This window comes from Malaciobacter marinus, from assembly GCF_003544855.1.
Lineage (GTDB): Bacteria > Campylobacterota > Campylobacteria > Campylobacterales > Arcobacteraceae > Malaciobacter > Malaciobacter marinus.
Genome location: NZ_CP032101.1, coordinates 2,041,460 through 2,065,749, shown reverse-complemented (window position 1 = coordinate 2,065,749; position 24,290 = coordinate 2,041,460). Strand labels below are relative to the sequence as shown.

Below are 24,290 nucleotides of genomic sequence, written 5' to 3'. Positions count from 1 at the left end.
CATTTTAGATAAATTTAGGAGAAATACAATGAAAAACAAGTTTATTAAAGGGCTATTAGTTAGTAGTATCTTAGCCGTATCTACACAAGCTGCTACATGGAAGTATGCTATTGAAGAGAGTATAACTGATGTACAAGGAGTTTATGCAACTAAATTCAAAGAATACATTGAAAAAAATTCTGATCATAAGATCAAAATTTATCCTTATGGAACACTTGGTGAGTCTGTAGATGTAATGGAACAAGCTCAAGCTGGGATTTTGGAATTTGTTGATCAATCACCTGGATTTACAGGAACACTAATTCCAGAAGCACAAGCATTTTTACTTCCTTATGTTTTCCCTGAAAACAGTAAAGCAATTGATAATTTTTTCAAAAATTCAAAAGCTATCAATGAAATGTTTCCTAAGCTTTATGCAAAACAAGGTTTAGAACTTTTAAAAATGTTTCCAGAAGGTGCTGTTTCTATTACAACACAAGAACCTTTTACTAAACCTGCGGATTTAAATGGTAAAAAAATTCGTGTAATGACTTCACCATTATTGGTTGAAACTTATAAAGAGTTTGGAGCTGTTCCAACTCCTTTAGCTTGGGGTGAGGTATATGGTTCACTACAAACAAAGATTATTGATGGGCAAGAAAATCCAATGTTTTGGATTGAATCTGCAAAACTTTATGAAGTATCAGAAGTTATAACTGATATAGGACATAATATCTTTACTACAGCTGTAATGGCAAACAAGAGATTTTTTGATTCACTTTCTAAAGAAAATAAAAAATTAGTTAAAAATGCAAGTGAACATGCATTTAATTATATTTTAGATTATCAAAAAAGTATAATCAAAAAAGCAAAAGAAAAAATCAAAAAAGATAAACCATCAATTAAATTTGTAACTTTAACAGATGAACAAAGAGAACCATTTAGAAAAGGAGCTCAAAAAGTTTATAAAAAATTTGTTGAGTTAACTGGTAAAAGTGGTGAAAAAATATTAAATCAAATGCTTGAAGATTTAAAAGAGGCTTCTAAGTAATATTATGGATTATTATAGGAAAGCTTCTAAAACCTTTCAAAATCTACTTGATTTAGTAGATAACAGCTTAAGCAAGATAGAATCAATCTTGCTTGGCACAGGTGTTCTTTTAATGGCAGCTAATACGATTATTAATGTTATTGGAAGATTTGTTTTTGACCACAGTTTTTTCTTTAGTGGTGAATTAAATAGAATTTTAATTGTTCTTATTACTTTTGCAGGTATTGGATATGCTGCAAGAAAAGGAAGACATATTAGAATGTCTGCTCTTTACGACGCTTTACCAAAGAAACTTCGAAAAGTGTTTATGGTTTTTATTACACTTTGTACTTCTATTATTATGTTTGGACTTTTTTATTTTTCATTGGGATATATTGATAAACTAATGGATTCAGGAAGAATTTTACCTGCTTTACAAATACCTGTATATATAACATATGTTTGGGTTCCAGTAGGTTTTTTTGTTACGGGCGTTCAATATTTTTTAACAACAATAAAAAATTTGATACAAAAAGACGATGTATATTTATCAACAGAAGTTATTGATGAATATTATGATGTTGATTAAAAGTGGGAGAATAAAATGGCTTTATTAATTTTTTCAGTTATGTTGGTTCTTCTGCTACTTGGTTTTCCAATGATTGTACCTTTAGTTGCTGGAACTTTTGTTGGATTTTTAGAAATTTTTGGTGATGTTAGTAAAATGGAATTTGTAATACAGCAATTTTTAGCAGGTATTAAACCAGCTTCTTTAGTTGCTGTTCCTATGTTTATTTTTGCAGCTGATATTATGACAAGAGGTCAATCAGCAAATAGATTGATTGATATGGTTATGAAATTTATTGGACATATAAAAGGTGGTTTAGCTGTTAGTACAGCAACAGCATGTACTCTTTTTGGTGCAGTATCAGGTTCAACACAAGCTACAGTTGTAGCTGTTGGTTCTCCTTTACGTCCTAAGATGTTAAAATCTGGATATAAAGACTCATTTATTTTAGCTTTGATTATTAATTCTAGTGATATTGCTTTTTTAATTCCTCCTAGTATTGGGATGATTATTTATGGAGTAATTTCTGAAACTTCAATTGCAGAGTTATTTATTGCAGGAATTGGGCCTGGACTTTTAATACTTGTACTTTTCTCAATTTATAGTGTAATCTATGCTGTTATAAATGATGTTCCAACAGAACCAAAGGCTAGTGCAGCCCAGAGGTTAAAAGCTGTAAGAGATGCTCTTTGGCCACTTGGATTTCCTGTTATTATAGTTGGTGGTATTTATGGTGGTATTTTTAGTCCAACAGAAGCTGCTTCTGTTTGTGTTTTATATGCTTTAATTTTAGAAGGTTTAGTATTTAAAACAATGGGTTTTAAAGATATTTTTGATACTGCAAAATCAACAGGACTTATTACAGGAGTTGTATTTATATTAGTTGCAGCTGGAGCTGCATTTTCATGGGTTATATCATTTGCTCAAATTCCTCAAGAGTTATTAGCTTCAATAGGAATTAGTGAAATGGGACCTAAACAGATTTTATTTGTAATTTCACTTGCATTTTTTGTAGGGTGTATGTTTGTTGATCCTATTGTTGTAATACTAATTCTTGTACCAATTTTTGCACCAGTTGTAAAAGAAGTAGGACTTGACCCTGTTTTAGTTGGTACTTTAGTTACTCTGCAAGTAGCAATAGGTTCTGCAACCCCACCTTTTGGTTGTGATATTTTTACAGCAATTGCTGTATTTAAAAGACCTTATCTTGAAGTTATTAGAGGTACTTTACCTTTTGTATTGATACTGTTTTTTGTAACTGCATTACTTATCTTTTTCCCTCAAATAGCACTTTTTTTAAGAGATTTAGCTTTTAAATAATAAAATAGACTTCAAAAGAAGTCTATTTTATTCACTAAAGATATTAAATAGTATTGTCTTTAACTCTTCTTTCATTTGTTTAGTTAAATATTTTTTATTGATATAAATATAAAATGGAACAGTATTTCTCATAGAGTATTTAAGTCTTTTTCTAAGTGTTGATACTTCATCTATATTTACTAATTCATCACCATCATAAAAACAAAAATCTTTTTCAACTCCTAAACTAAAAGATACAATTTTATATGTTAAAAAAGCTTCTTTTTTTTCAACTTCCCATTTATTTACAAAACAATCAAGAGCTTTTTGTAGTTTTTTCATTCTAAAATCTGTTATATATCCAAAACTTTCTCTAAATTTGTATCTTTCTACTGTTGTAAAATCTAATACTTTATAAAATTCATTTAAGTTTTTCCAAGGACTTGAAAATACTCTTTTGCCAAAAAGAACCTCTTCAAAACAATATAAATATTTTTGATCTCTTCTTGTTAAAGATTTACTATTTTTGATTTTAAAGTATTCATCTTTAAAAAGACTAATTAACCAATTTTCATCAAGTAAACTTACTGTATCTAAGCTATTTGATATCTCTTTTTCATCTAAAAACTTCCAAAGCATAGAAATAGAGTGTGAAAGTTTTTCAATCTTTTTTTCACTATTAAAGTAATTATCTGATAAATATTGTACAACATTTTCTAAAACTGCATCTGTTTTTGCAATGCCATGGTTATAGATTACTTTTTTATAAAGATTGAATCTAAGTTCTAGCATATGTTCGATATCAATCAATGACATATCTAAAAAACTAAGTACAAATTTATCATATTTTTTTACTAAGATTGTCTGTTTTGTAATTCTAATATGATCAATTGGACCAGTTATATAACCACTTGATAACATATCTCTATTTATGTAATCTAATCTATCAGAATCAACAGTTCCATCAATATATTTATGTAATACAGCAAAATCAAAACCATTGTAATTTTTATCTTCAAGTATATATTTTGCAACTATTTTTAGAAGTTGTATATAATCTTTATTTGAACTTTTTTTTACAAGTTTTGTAAGTTCAAAGTCAAAAAGTAAATCTAAAAGTTTTTTTCCTATTGCTTCATGTAAAACTAAAGTTGAGTTATTAGTAATTTCTTCATAAACTCTTTTAAACTCTTTTTCTTTTTCAAGTAAAGTATCTTTTTCTAAAATCTTTATATAGACTTTTTTTAAAGCATGTTCTACTTGGTGAGAGAAGGGTAAGTGTCCTACATCATGGAGTAATCCAACAATTCTCATTGTTTGAAGTAGTATTGTATACACTGCTCTTTGTGATTTTGATTTTGTAGGAATTGTAAATTGATATAGTGCTTTATTATCAAAATACTCTAAATCTTTTATTTGTAAATCTAATTTATTCTCTTTTATTATACTTTTTATTACTGCTTTTGCTTGTTTTAAAAACTCATCTTTAGTATCTTTATCTGCATTTAAAAGTGAGTTTTTAAACATAAATGAACTTAAATGCATTGTTCCTAAAGAATGAATAAATCTTTTTGTTGTTATTGATGGATAAGAAAAGTATGCTAATGCATTTTGTGTAATAAATTGTAACCTGTTAACTATTTTAGTTTGTAATAGTTTATCTTCTAATTTAGTATATTCTATATGATTGTATATAGTATCATTTATTAATCTATTGTGTATTATTATAAATCCCTTTTGTTTTTTATTATTATATTTTTATCTAACAATAAAATTGCTTAATTATATATTATTACAAAAATTTATTGCATTATAATTACTAAAGTTAAAAAAGAGTATTATTTTAATAATGATTATTAATAAGGATATTGAATGACAACAGAAGATTATATTATTATTGGTATTGCAATTGCTTGCTTATTTTATTTATACAGAAAAACTTTTAAGAAAAAAGGTGATTGTGGTTGTGGCGGTGGAGGAAACTGCTCAAGTAAAAAATAGAGTTTTATACTCTATTTTTTACTTTTTCAAAAATTCTTTCTGTAAATTCTGCGAATTTCCCTCTTACTGCTTTGTCTAATTCTATTGCAAACATATTTATCTCTTCATGTTTTTTTGATGTTTGTTTTAATAATGATGTAAGTCCATTATTATATTTATTTAAATATAAATTATCTATTTGTCTATTAGAACCAATGACTATTGCCATACAAGATTCATCTAATCTACTTAAAATTAGTTGACTTGTTTTTTCACTTGAATTTTGCCATTCATCCATGATTACTATTGAACTATTTAAAGTTCTTCCTCTTGCTTCTCCAGGCCATAATGTTTCTATGCAATATTTTGAAGTAAGTTCACTTATTTTTGATTCAATTGATTCTTTATTCTCTTTATTCTCATTTTTTCTTAGCTGTTTTTTTGCAATAAACTCTAATGTATCTGATAATGCCATATTATATATTCTAAATTTTTCATCATTTCCAGCTAGATATCCTATATCTGCACCTTTATCTAGGGATTCTATAGAGTTTCTTACATAAACTATCTTGTCATAAAAACCTAAATCAATTAGTCTCATTGCTGATACTACTGATATCAATGTTTTACCACTTCCTGCTTTTGCATCAATCACAAGCAAATCATACATATTTGATAAAATAGCCTTCATAAAAAGTTTTTGCTTTAAGTTTACAGGTTTAACATTTAAAGCTTTAAAATCAGACTCATTTAAAAGGTTTATTTTTTCATTTATTATAAGTGCAAATACTTTATTTCCATCATTACTTTCAAAGCAGTAAGAAAAGTTTTCATTGGTGTAATTTTTATCAATGGTTTTTATATCTACTTGTTCTAAACTATTAAATAAGGAAGAATCCAAGTTTATATATTTAATAAATTCAAAAGTGGGAACTGTTGATTTATCATCATGTAATGTTTCAGCTTTTAAACCTTTAAAAAGAGCAAACGTTCTAGCATAAACATCAAGTGAGACAAAAATAGTTTGTGCTCCTTTGTAATATTCTTGTGCTAAAGCAGCTGTTTCAATGATTCTTTTATCATTGCTTTCACTTATGTGTGCTTGTTCAATTTGTGATTCATAGGTATTTTTTGAAATAATATCTAAACTAATCTCTTTATTGAAAAGCTTTACTACTTTATATCCAGTTTTATAATCAACTTCTTTGATTTTCATTTTAGCTAATAATCTAGCAAACTCTCTTGCATAAAAACCTAATTCATTAACTAATTTTTTCTTATCTTCAAGTTCTAATAAAACGGTTTCAGGAATTACAATTTTATTGCTTTTATTATCTGAAATTCTATTTAGATTTTGAATGTTTTGTAAGATAATATTAGTGTCTAGTACATATATTTTTTCTTTCATAAAATAATTGTAATCTTGCTTGGTTACATCTTAATAACACAAAAAGTAAAATTTGCTATAATTATTTTTATAATAAGGAAATCAAATGATAAAAAAAATAGTCTTATTGTTTTTATTACCTATTTTTGTGTATGCAATAAATGAAGCTGATGTAGATAAGGGTCAGACATATTATAAGTTTATACTCTATGAAAAACTTAATATAAAAGGTGAAGAGTTTACTAAACTTTATACACAAAAGCAATGGAGAGAGCTTTTCTCAAACAATAGTAAGAAATTTAAAGAAAAATTTTCAAAAAACAGACAAATGAAAGAGTTTATGAAAACAGCAAAATTTGAGAAAATAGTTCCATACTTAAAAGCTTTTACTATTTATTATGCAAAAGATTCAAATGTAGTTGCACAGTGTGAAGAGTAGGTGAGTTTATACAAACTCACTTAAAAATACTCTTTTATTATCAACTTTTTTTATTTGTGAAAAGTTATCAAGATAATCAAGATATGCAATAAGATATTTTCTACTTAGAGGGTATCTTTCTTTAAAGTTTTTTATATCAATATATCCATCTTCTTTTATTATATTTTTCATTTCTTGAACAATCTTTGTTAAACTATTTGCATGAATAAATAAATTGTGTTGCATTCTAAAGACTTGTTTTTTTGAACAAAGAGACTTTAATATTGTATCTCCTAGTTTTCTATCAATATCTAAATCATCATAGATATTATATGGAGCCGTTGGAGATAAATTTTCTTCTTCCAATCTTTTACTTACAATATCTTCTAAATTTTTTGAAAAATCTTCTTTAATATTTGCATTTTTATATAAACTTCTCTCTTTTACTAAAAACTTTTCTTCTTCTAACTCATCAAGAACACTTTGTATAAAAGAACTACTTGCCCACTTGATTCTAAGTTTAATAGCAGCATTTGAAAGCAAAGCATATTTATTTTTAGTATAAATATCTTTTATTTGTTTTTTTATATACTCTTTTGTTTCTATTGGATAAATAACTAATTCTTTTTCATCGCAAAATACATTTTCTAAATTTTTACCAAACTCTACTGCTTGATCATGGCTTAGTGCAAATCTTTGTGCTGATGAGATTAATCCTAAACCTTTTTTATGAGCATCTAGTAATATTTTGTATGATTGCTTATAATCAGCTTCATCTAAAGATTTTAAAAGAAATTTCTTTTGTGATTTTTTCATGGGATCATTTACGCAGTTTAATACAATACCACCTGCAATAGTATGATTTGATTCTCTTAATATAATTTTTTCTTTATAAATACTAAAAAAAGGTTCTTTTGCTTTTATTGTTGCAAAGCCACTTTCTAAACTAGCAATTGAATCAAATAGTAAAACTTTAACTTCAACTTTTTTTGAACCTATAAATAAAGAGTAAGTTCTATTATGATGAAGTTGCTTTCCTTTTAAGCATTTAAAACTAATATCTAAAGTATCAAAACCTCTTAAGAAACCTTTTTTAGAGATTAAATCACCTCTTTTTAAATCTACAGCTTTTATATTTTGAAGGTTTAATGCTGTACGATTTGAAATATTTGCTTCAATTGCATTTTGATTGTGCACTTGAATATTTTTTATTCTTGTTTCTTTATTTAGGTGTGGAATAAAAACTTTTTCATCAAGTTCACATTTATTCCCTAAAACTGTTCCTGTTACAACTGTACCAATACCTTTTACTGAAAAAACCCTATCTACATAGTATCTAAAAAAGTTTTCTTGAGTTTTATTTGTATTTTTTAAAGTAAATAGTTTCTCTTTTAATGACTCAATTGATTTTTCATCATGTGTTGAAACACAAGATATAAACTTTAAATCAAAATCAAAATCTTCTAAAAAATTTTTGATTCTATTTTTTTGTAATTCTAAATCTTCTTTTAAAACTAAATCTTTTTTAGTTATTGCTACAATTAACTCTTTTACCCCAAGTAAACTCATAATCTCTATGTGTTCAACTGTTTGTGGCATAATACCTTCATTAGCAGCAACTACAAGCATAACACAATCAAAAGAGAAAGCTCCTGCAATCATATTTTTTACAAGTTTTTCATGACCTGGAACATCAATAAATGCAATATTTTGTTGTGCTCTTTTTAAATTTGAAAAAGATAAGTCAATTGTAATACCTCTTTGTTTCTCTTCTTTTGTTTCATCACCTTCATAACCATTTAGTGCTTTAATAAGCGAAGTTTTACCATGGTCAATATGTCCAGCTGTTCCTATTATAATATTACTCATTTAAAAACCTTTCTTACTATTGCTATAATCTCATCTAATTCACACTCTTGAATACTTCTAAAATCAAATAAAACTTTTTCATTTTCAATTCTTGAAATTACTCCATTTTCTCTTAAAAGTTTTTCTATTTTGTTTGGTTTATAATCTTTATATTCAATTGTAATTGCAATAGAAGGAATTTTTTTATTTGGTGTAGTTCCTCCTCCTATTAGTGTTTGAGTATTTATTACTTCACATTTACAAATATCTTCTAAAGAGTTTTTTACATAAGTTGCTCTTTTTTTTAGCTCATCTATTGAAGTATGAAGCATCTTTAAAGTAGGGATATTATTTAATTCATCTTTTAAGTAAGAGTTTAAATGCTCTTCTAATAAACATAGAGTTATTTTATCAACCCTTAACATTCTTAATAGTTGATTTTTTTTAATTTTTTCAATAAGTTCTTTTTTACCAATTATTACACCAGCTTGTACACTTCCTAGAAGTTTATCTCCTGAAAAACTTAAAAGTGAAGGATTATTTTCCATAATCTTTAAAATTGATGGCTCTTTTGAGTCAAGATTATATGGTAAGTCAATCATATGACCGCTACCCATATCAAAATAATCAATTACATTGTTTTTATTTGCAACTTCAATAATATCTTTTAATTCAACTTCACTTGTAAAGCCCTCAATTGAATAGTTTGATTTGTGAACTTTCATAAGAATTGAAGTGTTTTCATTTATTGCATTTTCATAATCTTTTTTGTGAGTTTTATTTGTAGTTCCTATTTCTTTTAATATTGCTCCACTTTGAGTCATAACTTCAGGAACTCTAAAACTCCCACCAATTTCAACAAGTTCACCTCTGCTTACAACAGTTTCTTTATTTTTTGAAAAAGTATTTAATATCAAAAAAACTGCACTTGCATTATTGTTTACAACAATTGCATCTTCACAAGCTGTAAGATTTTGTAATGCTTTTACTATATGAGAGTATCTTTCACCTCTTTTACCAGCTTGTAAATCATACTCTAAGTTATTGTAAGAGCTTGCAACTTTTTTTACTTTATCAAAACTTTCTTGACTTATTAGGCTTCTTCCTAAATTTGTATGTACAATAATACCTGTTGCATTTATCAGGTTTTGAAGTGAAGGTTTTGTTATTTTTTCATATTCATTGATTGTATTTTCTATTAACTGTTCTTCATTGAAATTGTTAGTTTTATTTGAAAGTATATCTTCTCTTAATTGGTTTATTTGCTCTTTTGCAATTTTTGTTATAAGTTTTATAGAATAATTCTCGAAAGTTTTGTTTTTGATAAACTTATCAACTTTCGGAATTGATTTTAGTAAATCCATTTTTTGCCTTTAGAATCTTTTAAATTAATATATAGTACAATTTCAAATCTTTTGGGAGGTATGTGATCCTGGTGGACACCACGGGCTTCAACCCCGATGTCTGGGCTAGTGTTAGTCTGGAGGTAGGTTCGATTCCTACACCTTCTCGCCAAAACTTCCCAAAAAATCAACTATTTTTAAAGTTAATTTGAAATTTCACTAAAAAATTATTATAAATATTTTGAAAGATTATATCTTATACTCAATACTATAAAGCTTAATTTAGGTAAACATGATTTTACTAGTTTGAAAGATTAAAAGTGCAAGATGCACTTTTAATGAACGATAATATCTTTAGTCCCTTTTGGTATCACTTCTCCTATGATACAAGCGTAACCTAAAGTCATCTCTTCTATTTCTTTTATATATTCTTTAGCATCATCTTTATTCATAGCTATTAATAATCCACCTGATGTTTGTGCATCACTTAATACTAGTTTGCAATAGTTTGCAACACTACTCATAAAAGTTACTTTATCTTCTATATATTTTAAATTTTTCTTAGTTCCTCCTGGAACTACATCTTTTTCTGATAATTCTATTACTTCATTTAATACAGGTATGCTTTTACAATCTAAACTAAAAGTTACTAATTCATTTACACACTCTAATGCATGACCTAATAATCCAAATCCAGTAATATCAGTACAAGAACTAACTCTATATTTTTTCATAACTTTTGATGGTAAATAATTTAATGCAGCCATTATTTCACTACATTTTTTCATCATATCCATTGGTAATAGATCTCTTTTTATAGCTGTTGTTAAAATTCCCATTCCTATAGGTTTTGTAAGAACTAAGACATCTCCAATTTTTGCTGTATTATTTCTAATTATTTCATTTGGGTGTACCATTCCTGTAACACTTAGTCCATAATACATCTCTGGTGATTCAATTGTATGTCCACCAAGTAAAACACCTCCACACTCTTTTATTTTTTCATTTCCACCATTTAGTATCTCACCTAAGGCATCTGTTGAAAGATTTTTTTTATCAAATCCTACTATATTTAAAGCTGTTTTAACTTCTGCTCCCATTGCAAATACATCACTTAATGCATTTGCAGCAGCAATTTGTCCATAAATATATGGATCATCAACAACAGGTGTAATAAAATCAAGTGTTTGTACTATTGCTTGTGTTTCATTTATTTGATATACACTAGCATCTTCACTTGTATCAAAGCCTACTAAGATTCTACTATCATTTGGTTGTAAGTTGCAAATAGTTTGTTTTAGATCCCCCGGACCCATCTTTGCAGCTCAACCAGCAGCTCTTACGAACTTTGTTAGTTGATATTGGTTATTCATTCTTTTCCTTAAATAATTATTGATATTTAATTGTAAAAATTATTTTACTTTTAATCATGTTAAACTTGAATTAAATATATACAAGTAAAAATCTATTATTAAGGTAGCTTTCATATACACTATAATATTATTTTAAAATAAACAAAAGTTCAAGGCCATAGGTTATGGTTGATTTAAAGTAGAACTTACTTTATCTCTTATAATGAACTATTCATTAAAAAGAGGCATAAAATATGCAAAGAAGAACATTCTTAAAAAGTGCTACAGTAGTAGGAACTACTATGGTAATTACTCCCTCAATTGTATTATCTAATACAAAAGCAAATCCATTTGGAATTACAAAAAAACCAAGAAAATTTACAGTTACAAATAGTTTTGATTTGCAAACAAATGATGAAATTGCTAGACTTTGGGTTCCACTTCCTTTAGATTCAAGTTATCAAAAAGTATTGAAAATATCATATGATGGTGATTTTGATGAAGCATTTATTTCAAATAATAATGAATATAATACAAAACTTTTATATGCAAAATGGAATAAAAATTCTAAATCAAGAAAATTAGTTGTTAAGTTTGATGTTATAATGCAAGAGCGAACATCAAATCTTTCAAAAGCTACAAATAGTACAAATTTTCCAGAAAATATAAAACTATTTTTAAAGGGAACTTCTCATACTCCTGTAAATAAAACTTTAACAGATTTTGCAACTAATCTTACAAAAAATTCAAAAACTCAATTAGAAAAAGCACAAGCAATTTATGATTGGACAGTTGATAATATGTATAGAGATGAAAGTGTTATAGGGTGTGGTGTTGGTGATGCTACAAGAATTATTGAGAAAAAATTATTTGGTGGAAAATGTACAGATGTAAGTTCTGTTTTTGTGGCACTTTTAAGAAATGCAGGTATTCCAGCAAGGGAGATTTTTGGAGTTAGAGTAGGTAAATCTAAAATTTCAAAATCTTGTGGAAAAGCAAATGACGAAGGTTTTGCAAAAATCACAGGTGGTCAACATTGTAGAGCAGAATTTTATCTTGATGGTGCAGGATGGATTCCAGCAGACCCAGCTGATGTTACAAAAGTGAGAAAACAAGAAAAACTTACAAATAATGATAAAAAGATTAAGGATTTAAGAAAATATTTCTTTGGAAATTGGGAAATGAATTGGCTTGCATTTAATTATGCAAGAGATTTTGTATTAAATCCAAAACCAGCTCAATATCCATTAAATATGTTAGGTTATCCATATGCAGAAATGGGTGAAGATGTAGTAAATTATTATAATCCAAAAGAGTTTGGATACTCTTATACTTCTCAAGAAGTTTTATGAGAAGTATAAGTTTAATAGTATCAGCAGTAATAACTGCTGTACTATCTACACTTTGTTGTTTACCAGTTTTTTTATTTCTTTTTTTTGGAATAAGCGTTGGAAGTTTGTCATTTTTGAGTGAACTTGGATATCTAAGAATTCCTTTTGGAATTTTAACTATTTTACTTCTTTTTTTAGCGTATAAGAAAAGTAAAACAAATATAAGTTGTGCTTGTGAGAACAAAGGAAAAATTATAATGATTACAAGCTTATTTGTAGTTTTGTTTTTTATACTATTATTTTATCCAGAGTTTTTAGTTTATTTTGTAGATTAAGGTTTTTTATGAAGAAATTATTATTGTTTATATTTTTATCGTTAAGTGTTTTTGCTAAAGAAGTTGAAATAGAAGTTGAAAAAATGCATTGCCCTTTATGTACAACAATGGTGAAAAAAGCAATTAAAAAAGTTGATGGGGTAAAAAAAGTTAGTGTTAGATTAAATACTAAAAAAGCTACAGTAAATTATGATGAATCTAAGACAGATATAAAAACTATCTTAGAAGCTATAAAGACTACATCATATGAGGGAAAGGTTATAAAACCTTAAATTTCTTCTAAAGCTAATTCATTAAATCTATATGTTTTATGTTGAACTTTAACTAAAATATTTTTTTCTGCTAACTCTTTAAAAAGTTTAATTAATGTAGGCTTTGAAATATTTATATGATCCATGATATCACTATATGAAGCTGAGAATAGATTATTATTATCAAGGTTATTTATAATAAACTTGATTATATCAACTTGTTTACTATCAGTAATAGCTGAGATTGTTCTAATAACATTTGTATTTCTTCTTATCTCTTTTTCTTGAACAACAGGAAGTAATATATCATGCAATGAGTTTAATAACTCTTTTATATTAATAGGTTTTACTATGTAGTTTTCAACTTTTAGTTTAATTGCATCTAAAAGATATTTTGTATCTGTGTGTGCCGTTGTTAAAATTGTTGGAATAGATATGCCTTTTTGTTCTTTTATTAATTTTAAAAAATCAATTCCATTTTCATTTTCAAGTAAAATATCTGAGATAATGACATCAACTTTTTTATTTTTTAATATCTCTAATGCTTCTTTTGATGTTTTAGCTGCAAATATATTATTTACAAAATCTTCAAGCACATCTGTTGTATGTCTTAGTAAGTCTTCATCATCCTCAAGATATAAAATATTAAATTTGTTTAATATATTTAAATCTTTATTTTTCATCATTTTCCTCTTTTAATATTGGTATTTTTATAATAAATAAACTACAGTTATAGTTTTTGTCTTTAGTGATTTTATGAATTATATTTTTTTGATAAATTGAACCATACATATGTTTTTCAATTATTTGTTTAGACATATATAATCCAATTCCTGTACCAGCACTTTTATATTTTGTTGTGTAATATGGTTCAAAAATTTTAGGAGCAATATCTTGAGGAATTCCCCCTCCATTATCAATAAAATTGATTACTACATCATCTTTGTATTGTTTTATAATTACTTTTATAATTCTATCATTTTTATTTATATTTGTGTATAAAGCATCTTTAGAGTTATTTATTAAATTTAAAAAAACATGAGATAACTCATTGTAATAACTATTTATTTTTATATCTTTTTTCATTGTTAAATAGGTTTTTATACCAGCTTTTTCTAAAGCATATTTTGATAATTCAAAAGAGTGTTCAATACACTCTTTTATACTAAACTCTTTTTTTGTTTTATCAGGTGAAAAAAAGTTTTTAAAATCATCTAGTGTATTAGACATGTTTTCAGCTAAAAATAAAGCATCTTTTACTTTATCATCAATAAATGAATCTGTTAATTTACCAAGTTGCATTTTTGTTTGAAAGCTTTGTATAATCATAGTAATTGAACCAAGTGGTTGTCTCCATTGGTGAGCTATATTATTTAACATCTCTCCTAAACTTGCAAGCCTTGCTTGCTGAAACATGATAATATCTTTTTTTCTATTATTTTTCACTTCTTGCACAACTCTTTTTTCAAGTGAGTTATTTAATTCAACCAATTCTTTTGTTTTACTTTCTACTTTTGCTTCAAGAAGTTTATGAAGTCTTTTGAAGTGGTTTATTAATAAAACAGAAAGTATCACTGAAAAGAGGAATATTAAAACTATTGAAAACATTGAAACAGTAATAATAACTTCAAAAACTTTTTCTGTATCTCTTTTTTCATTTAAAGCTAAGGTTAAATCATAATTTATCAAACTTGTTATATATATATTTATAGCATTTATTTCAAGATGAAGTTTTGCAAACTCTTTTACAAGATCTTTATTGTGATTTGCAATTTCAAGATTATGAAGTCTTGCATTTATATTAATCATCTTTTTATCAATATTTTTAGAAATACTTTTATGTAGTGTCTCATTTTTGTAGTATTGATGTTGTGTAACTAAGAATTTTTTTATAAAATCACCAATATAAATGGCAGGTTGTTTTATATCCTTGGCTTTTTTATACTCTCCCCAGTTTGTTTGTATTAATTGTAATGCAAGATTAATAACTTCTTTTGCTTGCATATAAGTAATGTTTTTATTTTCTATGTCATATAAAGTATCTTGAATATTTACTGTATATGTATCTTTAATGCTTTCTAATTTTATTAAAGGTTTTGTTCTTTGTTCATATAACTTATCAAAATCATATTTAATAGAAAAAGTTGACATAAGTGAAAGAACAACAATACTTAACATTCCACCTGAAATAATAAATATTAATATATTTGTTTTTAGTGAAAAATTAAAATTATCAAAGTATGAAAGTATTTTTTTAAACATTATTTATTAATCTCTTTAAATCTATTGTTTTCATATGTGAAAAGATAAATTTTATTTAACAATTGTTTATTTTCAAAATCTATTTTTATTCCTTTTAATGTGTTTTCAGGAAGTTCTTTATAAGCTGTAATAAAATTTTCTTTTGTTAATGCACCTTTTATATCTTTTAGTGCTGATACTACAAGTTTAGCTGACAAAAAAGCTTCTAATGATATAAATCCAGGTTCAAAATCTTTATTATATTTATTTAAAACTTCATAGTATTCATTTACAACAGGAATTGTTCTATCTTGAAAGTTTGGAACAACTTGAGAAAAAATCAAATTATTTGTATTGCTTTGTTTTAACTCTTTAATCATTGCATTAGCATCTCCAAAAGAGATATTACAAAATAAAGTATCTTTGAATTTTGGATTCTCTTTTGCTTTTTTTATAAATAGGGCATTTGCTTTATTTGCTCCTATCATTATAATTGCTTGGGGATTTGCATTTTTTATTTCATTGAATGCATGGCTTATTGAAAGTGTATTTCTTTTATAACTTCCTTCTGCTATTAGTTTTAATTTCCTTTTTTTTAAAGATTTAATAACAGATACATATCCTTCTTCTCCATAATCATCATTTTGATAAAATACTGCAAATTTAGATATCTTTTTATTGTAATGTAAATATTTTATTAATACTTCTATCTCTTCTTGATATGAACTTCTAAAATTTAAAAAATTGTTTTGATTTTTATTTCTTAAAAAACCAGCTCCTGTAAAAGATGATATAAAAGGAATATTCTCAATTTCAACAGTTGGTAAAACACTTTTTACTGTTGGTGTGCCAACATAACCAAAAAGAGCAAAAACTTCATCTTGATAAAGAAGCTTATTTGTATTTTTCATAGTTAGTTTTGGTTCATATTTGTCATCATAAATAATGTACTCTATCTTTTTGTTTCCAAGAAGCTTATTGTCATTTGAATAATTAAAATATGAGTTTGCTCCTAGGGTAACAGCTTCTCCCCATTCTTTGATTACTCCTGTTTTAGGAATTGAACCTCCAAGTTTAATAGAAGGGTTTCTATACTCTTTATCTTTAAATATGAAATAGATTGTAAGTAAAATTGATATTAATATAAATAATTTTTTAGTCATAAAGATATTTTACAAAAAAAATGTTTAATATCTTCAATCATCTAAAAATAATATATTATAGGACTTAAATTAGAAAATTAATTTTTTTTGGTAAAAAAATATTAACTTTTAAGTATAAGTTAAGAAACTAAGGAATAGAATTTGGTAAATAAAATTTTACCAAAAAGGGATTTCAAAATGACTTTTTTAAATATGAGTAAATTTTATTTTATTTTTAAATGCCTATTTTATAGTATTTAAAGAGCAATAATATCATGTTTTATTTAAATACTAATATGCAAAAACAGCACAAAATAGATGTTGAAAAAAAGAGAAAGATTGCTTGGAGGAAAGTATGAAAGAAGAAAGACGGAGTTTTGTAAAAAAAACTCTAGGTGCAAGTGCTCTTGTAGCTGCAGGAAGTGCAATTCCTGTAATGGCAAGCAGTGCAAATAGCAGTGTTTCAAGTTCAAATGGTGTCGTTGTTGGAAAATCTCCTAAAAAAGAGATTTTATATAAAGAAACAGCCCAATGGGAAGCTTTTTATAAAGCTAGTTATTAAGGAGTAAAAGATAATGGGTAAAAACGAGTTTAACGACATATCTTTGAAAATAGGAAGAAGAAATTTTCTTAAACTTGCTTCAATCGGTGCAGGAGTAGGGGCAACATCAATGTTTGCTTCTGGTAATACTGTAAGAGAAGCAACAAAAGAAGAGATAAAAAATCCTTTTCCAGGTTCAAAGAAAGTAAAATCAATTTGTAGTATTTGTTCTGCAGGTTGCGGAATTGTAGCAGAAGTTCAAAATGGTGTTTGGGTAAGACAAGATGTAGCTCAAGATCATCCAATTAGTGAAGGAAGTCACTGTTGTAAAGGTATTGATCAAATTGATTTAGTAAAAAGTAAACAAAGAATAAAACATCCACTTAAAAAAGTAAATGGAAAGTGGGAAAGAATATCTTGGAAACAAGCGATTGATGAGATTTCTGAAAAAATGCTTGAGTTAAGAGCTGAAAATGGTCCTGATTCAGCAATGTTTTTAGGTTCAGCAAAGTTTAATTTACAACAATCTTTTTATTTTAGTAAATTTGCTGCTTTATGGGGTACAAACAATATCGATCACGTAGCTAGAGTTTGTCATAGTGCTTCTGTTGCAGGAGCAGCAAATACATGGGGCTATGGAGCAATGACAAATCACTTTGGTGATGTTGTTGGGCACTCTAAAGCGATTTTGATGATTGGAGCAAATTCAGCTTCTGCTTGTCCAATTGGATTTAAACATTTCCTTAAAGCAAAAGATAGAAACAATGCTAAGCTAATAGTTGTTGATCCAGTATATACAAAATCTGCTGCAAAAGCTGACCATTATTTAAGAATCAGAACAGGTACAGATGTTGCATTTGTTTATGGAATGTTACATTTAATATTTAAAAATGGTTGGGAAGATAAAAATTTTATTGAAAGCCGTGTTTATGGAATGGATAAAATAAGAGAAGAAGCTAAAAAATGGACACCAGAAATAACAGCAGATGTTACAGGTATTCCAGCTGAAAAAATTATCCAAATTACTACTATCTTTGCAAAAACAAAACCAGCTACAGCTGTTTGGGCATTAGGTATTACACAACATAGTACAGGTACATCAAATACAAGAATCATTCCAATACTTCAATTGGTATTAGGAAATGCTGGTAAAGAAGGTGGAGGATGTAACATTATTAGAGGACATGATAATGTACAAGGTTCTACTGATATGTGTAATCTTGCAGATTCACTTCCTGGTTATTATGGTTTAAGTGAAGATGCGTGGAAATATTATGCAAAAGCATGGGGTATTGATTTTAATTGGTTACAAGGAAGATTTCACTCTCCAAAATGGATGCATGAAAAAGGTTTTTCACTTGCAAAATGGTGGCAAGGTGTATTACAAGAAGAAAAAACATATTCTTCAAGTCCTATTAGAGCTTTATGGGTTCAAGGTACTGGTATTACTTCAATGTCTCAACAAGAAAAAATCCAAAAAGCACTTAATAAACTTGATTTAATTGTTATTGCAGAACCATTTGTAAATGAAGCAGCAATTTTAACAGATAGAAAAGATGGTATATATATTATTCCAGCAGCTACACAGTTTGAAACAGAAGGTAGTGTAACAGCAAGTAATAGATCATCGCAATGGAGAAGTAAAATCGTTGATCCTTTATATGAATCTAAACCAGACCATGAAATCATGTTTGAATTCGCTAAAAAATTTGGTTTTTATGATGAGTTTACTAGAGGTATGAAACTTGACATAAAAGATGGTGAGATAAAAAAAGTTAAAGATACATTTACTTGGCCAGATGATGCAGCAGATGAATTAGCAAGAACAGTAAAAACTATTGGACTTGGTGGATGGACAGCAAAAAGATTAAGAGAACACCAAGAAAATTGGCACTTGTTTGACCCAATAACATTAAGAGGTTATGGGAAAATGAAAAACCAATATTATGGATTACCTTGGCCATGTTGGGATACTAAACATCCTGGTTCACCAATTCTTTATAATCCAGATACACCTGTAAATGAAGGTGGAATGGGATTTAGGAATAGATTTGGTTTAGAACATGATGGAGAAAGTCAACTTGCAAATGATAATGTAAATGTAAAAAAATCTTTAGTTAAAGGTGGATATCCCGAAATTACAAAAGCAAATATAGAAGAAGTTTTAGGAATTACATTAACAGAAGAAGAAAAAAGAAAAATGGGTGCAAATTGGAAAGTTGATTTAAGTGGAATTATTCAAGAAAAATGTAGAGAAAAAGGTGTTTGTGTATATGGAAATGCAAAAGCTAGAGCTATTGTATGGACATTCCCTGATCCTGTACCAAAACATAGGGAGCCAATTCATTCTCCAAGATTTGATTTAGTTAAAAAGTATCCAACATATGCTGATCAAAAAAATAACTTTAGAGTTGATGTAAGATTTGAATCAGAACAAATGGAAAAAGATTGGTCAAAAGAGTTCCCTACAATGATTGTAACTATGAGGGTTGTGAATTTAAGTGGTGCTGGTATGTTAGAAAGAACAAGTAAATATCTTTCACATATTACTCCTGAAATGTTTGCACATATAAATCCAGAATTAGCAGCACAACATGGATTAAGAGATGGTGATATGATGTGGTTACATTCACCTCATGGAACAAAAATTAAAATTAAAGCATATCATAACTACAGTGTGACACCTGACCGTATAGCTATGCCTTATAATTTTGCAGGAATGATGCAAGGAGTGGATTTAAGTCACCGATATCCAGAAGGAACAAAACCATACGCAATAGGTGAGAGTTCAAATACAATCACAAATTATGGATTTGACATTATTACACAAATACCTGAATTCAATGCAGGTCTTTGCAAAATAGAAAGAGCATAGGAGTAAAGTATGAGTGAAATGTCAAGAATGAAATTTTATTGTGATGAAGATAGATGTATTGAGTGTTTTGCTTGTTCGGTTGCTTGCTCAGAAGCACATGAGTTACCAACAGGAATTAGTAGAAGAAAAGTAATAACATTAAATGAAGGGAAAGAGAGTTTAGAATACTCTTTATCAATAGCTTGTATGCATTGTACAGATGCACCTTGTGAGCAAGTATGTCCAGTTGATTGTTTTTATATCAGAGAAGATGGAATAGTACTTCATGATAAAGAGACTTGTATTGGATGTGGATATTGCTTATATGCTTGCCCATTTGGAGCTCCACAGTTTCCAAGAGATGGAGCATTTGGAGCAAAAGGAGCAATGGATAAATGTACAATGTGTGCAGGAGGTCCATTAGAAACTAATTCAAGTCATGAAAGACATATGTATGGACAAAATAGAATAGCAGAAGGGAAAGTTCCTTTATGTGCAGCTGTATGTTCAACAAATGCACTTTTAGTAGGAGACTCACAAAGAGTTTCCCAAGTATATAGAACAAGAGTTCTTTCAAGAGGACATAATCATACTGCAACTCCAAAAGCATGGAAGTCTGCATATGGTTCATAAGAAAGTATTAATATGAGATTTAAATATATAATTTTAATACTTATATCATTAGCTTCACTGGCATTTGCCAGTGAAAGTGCAATATTTGGAAAAGATTTAATTCCAAATATATTAGCTTATGATAAAGAAGGATCATTACATTTAGGTAAATGGTTTACTTTATTACAAAGCACATATTTTAAACCTATATTCTTAGGTGTATTATTAGGAGTACCAGCAGTCTTTTTTATACACTATAAAATTATAGGACCAATGATTTTTTCTCATGACAGAAAAAAGATTTATGTTTTTTCAGTATTTAATAGAGCAATTCACACAATAGCTGCAATATCATTTATGCTACTTATACCAACAGGAGTAGTTATGGTATTTGGTGATTTTTTTGGTGGTGGTGAATTCGTTAGAATAAATAAAGATATACATGCAATTTCAACATTGCTTTTTGTTATTTCAGTAATACCTATGTTAATGATGTGGTTTAAAGAGATGCTTCCTACAAGTGATGATATAAAGTGGCTTATGATTTTAGGAGGATACTTAAATAAAAGAAAAGATCCTATTCCAGCAGGAAAGTTTAATGCAGGACAAAAAATGTGGTTTTATGTATGTACTTTTGGTGGAATAATAATGATTGCAACAGGTGCAATAATGTTTTTCCAAGACTTTAAATTTGATTTTATTGCATCACTTGGTTTATCACAAATTGATTTACTAAGAGCAAGTGCAATAGTTCATAATATATTAGGGTTTGCAGTTTTAGCATTGTTTATGACACATATTTATATGTCAGTATTTGCAATTAAAGGTGCAATTCATAGTATTTTAACTGGTTATAAAGAAGAAGAAGAAGTGGAAATTCTACATAGCTCTTTTTATAAAAAGTTAAATAAAGATAAAAAAATCTAAATATTAGTGAAAATTCTCTCAATCTTTGAGAGAATTTTTATTAAATTTATTGAAAATATAATTTTTTTATATTGATATTTTTAAAATATATGCTTTTATAATAAGTAGTTCTTAAAACTATTATATAAAATTAAAAAGGTCATTTAATCATTAAAAAAAGTCAATCTATAATTATAATAATAATTTTTTAAGGCTTATTAAAAAATAATTGTAACTTTGGTAAAGAAATCTTTAATTATTAAGTGTAAGTTAAGAGTTTAAGGAATAAAATTAGGTAAATAAGATTTTACCAAAAAAAGAAAGGCGGAATATGCAAGAATTTGTATATTATAACCCAGGTGGGTTAGATTTTCCATTAGATGAATCTATTTATATAGCTTCAAATATTGAGGAAACAAAAGATGCTAACTTCTTAGTTTCAAATAGTACTGAAATTGATAGTGAAGTAAGTGCTGATGAAATTGATTTTTATATAAAAAATAGCAAAGATCCTATTTCAAAAAAAATTGAGAATGTTTATAAACTTTATGAAATAGCAGCAATTAAATTTGATTGTGCACAAGATATTACATATACACAAAAAGTAGGAAATAGACTTCTTCTAGTTGCTAATAGTGATGACGCAAAAGAGTTTATTTCAAGTATTACTCCTAATGAATTTGATATGTTCCATGTAAGTGAAGATATAATTAAATCAATTTCAGGACATATTGGAAATTTAAATGTAATTGTAGATGATGAAGGTAAAGATGTAGTTTTAAAAGTAGATCAGATTGTATGGTTTGATGTAAAACAAATGGGATTAAATCAAAGTGGAAGTTTTGATCCTAAACAATCTTCTATAAAAGAAGTTGTAAATACTTTAAGAGCAAATATTGAAGAATATGAATATAGAAAATTCACTACTTATGATGCAAATATCTGCCAATATCATGAAAGAAGAGAAGAAATTTGTGGTAGATGTGAAGATGTTTGTCCTACTACTGCAATTATTAAAATTGATGAAAAAAAGCATCTAGAATTTTCACAAATTGATTGTCATGGATGTGGTGGTTGTATCTCTATTTGTCCCTCAGGAGCATTGGATTATGCACCAATTAGTAGAGATTCAATTTATGAAATAGCAAAAGAGTATAGAGGGTATATACCTTTAATAATTCCTGACAAAATGAATATTTCAGAACTTAATATTGATTTAAAAGAGAATATTTTACCTTTTAAAATTGAGGGTGAAAAATTTTTACATGAAACTTCATTTTTGACAATACTTCAAGAAAGTGGCTCACAAGTTATATTTTATACTGACTTTTTATCAAAAGGAAGTAAAGATGCAATTAGAATAGTAAATGATATTTATACTAAAAAATATGGAAAAAAAGCTATTTATGTAGCAATGAATGAAAAAGAGTTAGCTCAAGCATTAGAAGAAGTTGATTTTATTGAAAATTCACAATTTTCTTATAATCAAGAAGATGAAAGAAAAAGAGAAATTTTTGCTGTACGACTTTCAGCATTAGTAGGTCAAGATGATTTAGGTGTAGTAAAAACTGGTGAAAATGTTCACTATGCAAAAGTTAATATCAACGAAGACAATTGTACTTTATGCTTATCATGTGTTGGCGCATGTAATGTGGATGCACTTAAAGCATATCCTGAAGATAATACATTAAGATTAAATCCATCAATTTGTACAGGCTGTGGTTATTGCGAACTTACATGCCCTGAAAAAGATTGTCTTACTATTGAACAAGATGTGATTGAGTTAAACTCTTCATGGTTTCTTGAAAGAGTAGTAGCAAAAGATGAACTTTTTGCATGTGTAGAGTGTGGTAAAGAGTTTGCTACAAAAAAAGCAGTTGAAAAAATTGCAAATATGATGGCACCAATTTTTGCAAATGATCCTATTAAGCAAAAAACATTATATTGTTGTGAAACATGTAAACCAAAAGTAATGTTAGCAAATGATGTTGTAAGGAACCAAAGAGTATGAAAAATGAAGAATTAAATAAAGCAAGAGCAATCTATTATGGATTGTTCTGCTCACTATTTTCATTTATAAATGAAAAAAATGAGTATGAAAATATTGTAAATACAATTGAATTTTTAAGTTCAAATCCAATTGATGAGTATAGCGAAAAATCTTTTTTTAATATGAAAGAGTTTTTAAAAACAAAAGGAATTGAGGGATTAAAAGAAGAGAGCAATGATTTGTTTTTTAGCCCAAGTACAACTTTTATTCCTGTTACTGCTTCATATTATTGTGAAGATAGAGATGATGGAGAAAAAAGAGTACAGATGACAAATCTTGTACTAAAATCAAAGTTTAGAAAAGATAATGGCAATTTTAAAGAAGCCGAAGATCATATCTGTTTTATATTAAATTTTATTCAAAAATTAATTGAAGAGGATTTTTCTCAAGATAAAAATGAATTGATTTATGAAATTTATATACAAGTATTAAATGAAATTATAGATAGTTTTATTGAAAAAATATATAACCATGAATCAAGTATATTTTATAAAGATGTAGCTGTGGTTTTAAAAGTTTTTATAGAACTTGAAAGAGCACTTTTAAATATAGCAAAAACTGATTCAATTAAACATAGAAAACAACAAGAATTATTTCATCAAAAGAAAAAAGGTTTCACAAAAAGAGCTAAAAGAAACTTTGATGAAGTTACAAGTTTATAAAAAAGTTTTTTTTAAATTTTTATAATATGCAAAAAAAGCATATTTATAAAATATTTAAACTTAATAAGTAGTATATAAAATTTATAAATTTTAAAAAATAAAAGCTTTTAATATGCAATTTTTGCATATTAAAAGAGATAAGTGAGCAAATGTGATTTATT

General features: G+C 27.1%; 22 protein-coding genes and 1 tRNA gene. 15 read left to right on the top strand and 8 right to left on the bottom strand.

The window, feature by feature from the left end:
* Window positions 1-28: 28 nt before the first annotated feature.
* Genes dctP through AMRN_RS10020 form a run of 3 tightly spaced genes read left to right on the top strand, consistent with a single transcriptional unit; the run spans window position 29 to window position 2,897 of the window.
* Complete coding sequence (gene dctP / locus AMRN_RS10030) at window positions 29-1,030, top strand: TRAP transporter substrate-binding protein DctP (protein WP_099311359.1); 1,002 nt, start codon at window positions 29-31, stop codon at window positions 1,028-1,030.
* A gap of 4 nt (window positions 1,031-1,034) precedes the next feature.
* Window positions 1,035-1,598: a TRAP transporter small permease gene (locus AMRN_RS10025; protein ID WP_099311358.1), complete on the top strand. Its 564-nt coding sequence runs from the start codon at window positions 1,035-1,037 to the stop codon at window positions 1,596-1,598.
* A gap of 15 nt (window positions 1,599-1,613) precedes the next feature.
* Window positions 1,614-2,897, top strand: a complete 1,284-nt coding sequence (locus AMRN_RS10020) for a TRAP transporter large permease (RefSeq protein ID WP_099311357.1) — start codon at window positions 1,614-1,616, stop codon at window positions 2,895-2,897.
* A gap of 27 nt (window positions 2,898-2,924) precedes the next feature.
* Here the strand turns inward: AMRN_RS10020 and AMRN_RS10015 are convergent, their stop codons facing one another.
* Window positions 2,925-4,403, bottom strand: a complete 1,479-nt coding sequence (locus tag AMRN_RS10015) for an HD domain-containing protein (protein ID WP_228150831.1) — start codon at window positions 4,401-4,403, stop codon at window positions 2,925-2,927.
* A 345-nt stretch (window positions 4,404-4,748) separates the two neighbouring features.
* On the opposite strand from AMRN_RS10015, the gene AMRN_RS10010 reads away from it, so the two are divergent.
* The gene (locus tag AMRN_RS10010; protein ID WP_099311355.1) at window positions 4,749-4,877 is read left to right on the top strand and encodes a FeoB-associated Cys-rich membrane protein; all 129 of its coding nucleotides are present in this window, start codon (window positions 4,749-4,751) and stop codon (window positions 4,875-4,877) included.
* A gap of 4 nt (window positions 4,878-4,881) precedes the next feature.
* Here the strand turns inward: AMRN_RS10010 and AMRN_RS10005 are convergent, their stop codons facing one another.
* Window positions 4,882-6,264, bottom strand: coding sequence for a PhoH family protein (locus tag AMRN_RS10005; protein ID WP_099311354.1), 1,383 nt, complete (start codon window positions 6,262-6,264; stop codon window positions 4,882-4,884).
* 85 nt (window positions 6,265-6,349) lie between these two features.
* Here AMRN_RS10005 and AMRN_RS10000 point away from each other — a divergent pair, with 85 nt between their 5' ends.
* Window positions 6,350-6,682 carry a hypothetical protein gene (locus AMRN_RS10000; protein ID WP_099311353.1) on the top strand — a complete coding sequence of 111 codons (333 nt, stop codon included), beginning with the start codon at window positions 6,350-6,352 and terminating at the stop codon, window positions 6,680-6,682.
* 6 nt (window positions 6,683-6,688) lie between these two features.
* Here the strand turns inward: AMRN_RS10000 and selB are convergent, their stop codons facing one another.
* The gene (gene selB, locus AMRN_RS09995; RefSeq protein ID WP_099311352.1) at window positions 6,689-8,530 is read right to left on the bottom strand and encodes a selenocysteine-specific translation elongation factor; all 1,842 of its coding nucleotides are present in this window, start codon (window positions 8,528-8,530) and stop codon (window positions 6,689-6,691) included.
* Entirely contained in the window at window positions 8,527-9,873 is a 1,347-nt protein-coding gene (selA, locus tag AMRN_RS09990) for an L-seryl-tRNA(Sec) selenium transferase (protein ID WP_099311351.1), read from the bottom strand. Before selA ends, selB begins: the two co-directional genes overlap by 4 nt.
* Before the next feature lie 53 nt (window positions 9,874-9,926).
* On the opposite strand from selA, the gene AMRN_RS14125 reads away from it, so the two are divergent.
* Window positions 9,927-10,024: transfer RNA gene (locus AMRN_RS14125), tRNA-Sec, on the top strand.
* Window positions 10,025-10,187: 163 nt separating this feature from the next.
* Here the strand turns inward: AMRN_RS14125 and selD are convergent.
* Window positions 10,188-11,225 carry a selenide, water dikinase SelD gene (gene selD / locus AMRN_RS09985; RefSeq protein WP_196777523.1) on the bottom strand — a complete coding sequence of 346 codons (1,038 nt, stop codon included), beginning with the start codon at window positions 11,223-11,225 and terminating at the stop codon, window positions 10,188-10,190.
* 233 nt (window positions 11,226-11,458) lie between these two features.
* Here selD and AMRN_RS09980 point away from each other — a divergent pair, with 233 nt between their 5' ends.
* The 3 genes from AMRN_RS09980 to AMRN_RS09970 are packed head-to-tail and all read left to right on the top strand — an operon-like array spanning window position 11,459 to window position 13,142.
* Entirely contained in the window at window positions 11,459-12,556 is a 1,098-nt protein-coding gene (locus AMRN_RS09980; RefSeq protein ID WP_099311349.1) for a transglutaminase-like domain-containing protein, read from the top strand.
* Window positions 12,553-12,870 carry a transporter gene (locus tag AMRN_RS09975; RefSeq protein WP_099311348.1) on the top strand — a complete coding sequence of 106 codons (318 nt, stop codon included), beginning with the start codon at window positions 12,553-12,555 and terminating at the stop codon, window positions 12,868-12,870. The genes AMRN_RS09980 and AMRN_RS09975 overlap by 4 nt, the downstream gene beginning before the upstream one ends.
* An 8-nt stretch (window positions 12,871-12,878) precedes the next feature.
* Window positions 12,879-13,142, top strand: coding sequence for a heavy-metal-associated domain-containing protein (locus AMRN_RS09970; RefSeq protein WP_099311347.1), 264 nt, complete (start codon window positions 12,879-12,881; stop codon window positions 13,140-13,142).
* On the opposite strand, the gene AMRN_RS09965 is transcribed toward AMRN_RS09970, so the two are convergent.
* The 3 genes from AMRN_RS09965 to AMRN_RS09955 are packed head-to-tail and all read right to left on the bottom strand — an operon-like array spanning window position 13,139 to window position 16,525.
* On the bottom strand, window positions 13,139-13,804 hold the full coding sequence (locus AMRN_RS09965; protein WP_099311346.1) for a response regulator: 666 nt from the start codon (window positions 13,802-13,804) through the stop codon (window positions 13,139-13,141). The genes AMRN_RS09970 and AMRN_RS09965 overlap by 4 nt on opposite strands.
* Window positions 13,794-15,383, bottom strand: coding sequence for a sensor histidine kinase (locus tag AMRN_RS09960; protein ID WP_099311345.1), 1,590 nt, complete (start codon window positions 15,381-15,383; stop codon window positions 13,794-13,796). The genes AMRN_RS09965 and AMRN_RS09960 overlap by 11 nt, the downstream gene beginning before the upstream one ends.
* Complete coding sequence (locus AMRN_RS09955) at window positions 15,383-16,525, bottom strand: ABC transporter substrate-binding protein (RefSeq protein ID WP_099311344.1); 1,143 nt, start codon at window positions 16,523-16,525, stop codon at window positions 15,383-15,385. The genes AMRN_RS09960 and AMRN_RS09955 overlap by 1 nt, the downstream gene beginning before the upstream one ends.
* 334 nt (window positions 16,526-16,859) lie before the next feature.
* Between AMRN_RS09955 and AMRN_RS09950 the strand changes: the two genes are divergently transcribed.
* The 6 genes from AMRN_RS09950 to AMRN_RS09925 all read left to right on the top strand — a co-directional run bounded on the left by AMRN_RS09950 (window position 16,860) and on the right by AMRN_RS09925 (window position 24,129).
* Window positions 16,860-17,066, top strand: coding sequence for a Tat pathway signal protein (locus tag AMRN_RS09950; protein WP_099312700.1), 207 nt, complete (start codon window positions 16,860-16,862; stop codon window positions 17,064-17,066).
* Window positions 17,067-17,109: 43 nt separating this feature from the next.
* Window positions 17,110-19,920, top strand: coding sequence for a formate dehydrogenase subunit alpha (locus tag AMRN_RS09945; RefSeq protein WP_337460037.1), 2,811 nt, complete (start codon window positions 17,110-17,112; stop codon window positions 19,918-19,920).
* A gap of 18 nt (window positions 19,921-19,938) precedes the next feature.
* Window positions 19,939-20,532: a formate dehydrogenase FDH3 subunit beta gene (gene fdh3B / locus AMRN_RS09940; protein WP_196777524.1), complete on the top strand. Its 594-nt coding sequence runs from the start codon at window positions 19,939-19,941 to the stop codon at window positions 20,530-20,532.
* 12 nt (window positions 20,533-20,544) lie between these two features.
* Window positions 20,545-21,438, top strand: coding sequence for a formate dehydrogenase subunit gamma (locus AMRN_RS09935; RefSeq protein WP_099312619.1), 894 nt, complete (start codon window positions 20,545-20,547; stop codon window positions 21,436-21,438).
* A gap of 310 nt (window positions 21,439-21,748) precedes the next feature.
* Window positions 21,749-23,428 (top strand): 4Fe-4S dicluster domain-containing protein, encoded by a 1,680-nt coding sequence (locus AMRN_RS09930; RefSeq protein WP_099312617.1) that lies wholly within the window; start codon window positions 21,749-21,751, stop codon window positions 23,426-23,428.
* Window positions 23,425-24,129 (top strand): TorD/DmsD family molecular chaperone, encoded by a 705-nt coding sequence (locus AMRN_RS09925; protein WP_099312615.1) that lies wholly within the window; start codon window positions 23,425-23,427, stop codon window positions 24,127-24,129. Before AMRN_RS09930 ends, AMRN_RS09925 begins: the two co-directional genes overlap by 4 nt.
* Window positions 24,130-24,290: the final 161 nt, after the last annotated feature.